General features: G+C 55.6%; 1 protein-coding gene. It reads left to right on the top strand.

Annotated elements, in window-relative coordinates:
* Nucleotides 1–144: 144 nt before the first annotated feature.
* Nucleotides 145–1,575, top strand: coding sequence for an IS1182 family transposase (locus KBY08_RS26215; RefSeq protein ID WP_060409751.1), 1,431 nt, complete (start codon nt 145–147; stop codon nt 1,573–1,575).
* Nucleotides 1,576–1,820: the final 245 nt, after the last annotated feature.

The following is a 1,820-nucleotide window of genomic DNA, read 5'->3' as shown; positions in this document are numbered from 1 at the left end:
GTTTCCGGCCCGACTTCGTCGGGTTCCTTCGCCCTGACACTGATCCGGGGGTCGCCGCAACGGGCCATCCATGGCCCAGACTGTGTAAAAACCCAAGGTAAACCTTTGCTATGATTCCCCAGGATTTCATTGCAAGGGTTGCCCATGAAACGCTTCATTCAAGGTGAACACAGAGGTCAAAGTACCTTGCTTCCCGAGAGTCTCGACGATTACGTCAGCGACACCAATCCGGTGCGCGTTGTCGATGTCTTTGTGGATGAGCTCGACCTGATCACCTTGGGTTTTGAAAGCGCTGTCCCCGCTGAAACGGGCCGACCGGCCTACCATCCTGCAGTCATGCTGAAGATCTACATCTACGGCTATCTCAACCGTATCCAGTCAAGCCGACGCCTTGAGCGCGAGGCGCAGCGCAACGTCGAGCTGATGTGGTTGACCGGTCGCCTGATGCCGGATTTCAAGACCATCGCCAACTTTCGCAAAGACAACGCAAAGGGCATTCGAGGAGTCTGTCGGCAGTTTGTCGTGCTGTGTCAACAATTGGGGCTTTTCTCGGAGCATTTCGTTGCCATCGATGGCAGTAAATTCAAGGCGGTCAATCACCGCGATCGCAATTTCACCAGTGCCAAACTGAAGCGTCGGATGGAAGAGATTGAATCAAGCATTGCCCTTTATCTAAAGGGGCTGGATGCGGCTGATCGGGAAGAGCCCAAGACTGCAGGCCCCAAAGGCGGCCTAGAGGAGAAGATCGCCAAATTGAAGGAGCAAATGAAGGCGTTGCAGACCATCGAGGTACAGCTTGAAGAATCCCCGGACAAACAAATTTCGCTGACCGATCCGGACGCGCGCTCAATGATGAGCAGTGGGGGAAAAGGTATCGTGGGTTACAACGTACAGACCGCGGTGGATACCAAGCACCATTTGATCGTCGCGCACGAGGTGATCAATGTGGGTCACGACCTTGATCAACTTAGTTCGATGGCCCAGCAGGCCCGTGAGGTGATGCAAGTCGAATCGTTGTCGGTGGTGGCGGACCGCGGGTATTACAAAAGCGGAGAAATCCTGGCCTGTCACGAGGCAGGGATCACAGCTTATGTGCCAAAAACGCTGAGCTCGCGGGCCAAATTTGATGGCCGTTTCGGCAATGACGAGTTTGTTTACGACGCGGACAACGATGTGTACGTCTGCCCCGCCAATCAAGTGCTGATCTGGCGCAACTCTTACATCGACAAGGGCAAGAAGCTGGACGTTTACTGGCGCTCCAACTGCCAGGCCTGCTCGATAAAGGCGCAATGCACACCGGCCAGAGAGCGAAAAATTCGGCGCTGGGAACATGAGGCAGTACTGGAAGAAATGCAGGCCCGCCTGGCTAACGCGCCGCAGGTAATGACCATCCGCAAGCAGACCGTCGAGCACCCCTTCGGGACTCTCAAGCAGTGGATGGGTGCAACGCATTTTCTGACGCGACGGCTTGGCGGAGTGAGCACCGAAATGAGTTTGAACGTGCTTGCTTATAACTTGAAGCGGGTAATGAACATCCTCGGCACGCAGAATCTTGTAAAAGCGCTGGCGGCTTGAAAAGCCTCCATTGCGCCCGATAAAAGGGGCTGTAAAGCGCTATTAACGGCCTTAAGGGCGGATTAGAGCGATGGCAGGACTTTCAAGGCGTTCCGGCTAGCCAAGTATCGTCTGCGCTACGCGCAGCCGATACTTGGGCTGGTTTTTACACACTCTGGGCCCGGTGCGGCTAGCCTGGCGTCCTGCCAGGCTACCCCCGGATCAGCGCCAGGACTCAGCCGTCACTAACGTCGCACTCTGCGTCG

This window comes from Pseudomonas sp. P135, from assembly GCF_020312125.1.
Classification (GTDB): domain Bacteria; phylum Pseudomonadota; class Gammaproteobacteria; order Pseudomonadales; family Pseudomonadaceae; genus Aquipseudomonas; species Aquipseudomonas fragariae.
Note: the sequence above shows the minus strand (reverse complement) of the source record. Positions and strands in the feature narration are given on the sequence as shown.

Coding starts and splice junctions, on each gene's coding strand:
- KBY08_RS26215 (WP_060409751.1), top strand. CDS start 145: ATGAAACGCTTCATTCAAGGTGAACACAGAGGTCAAAGTACCTTGCTT.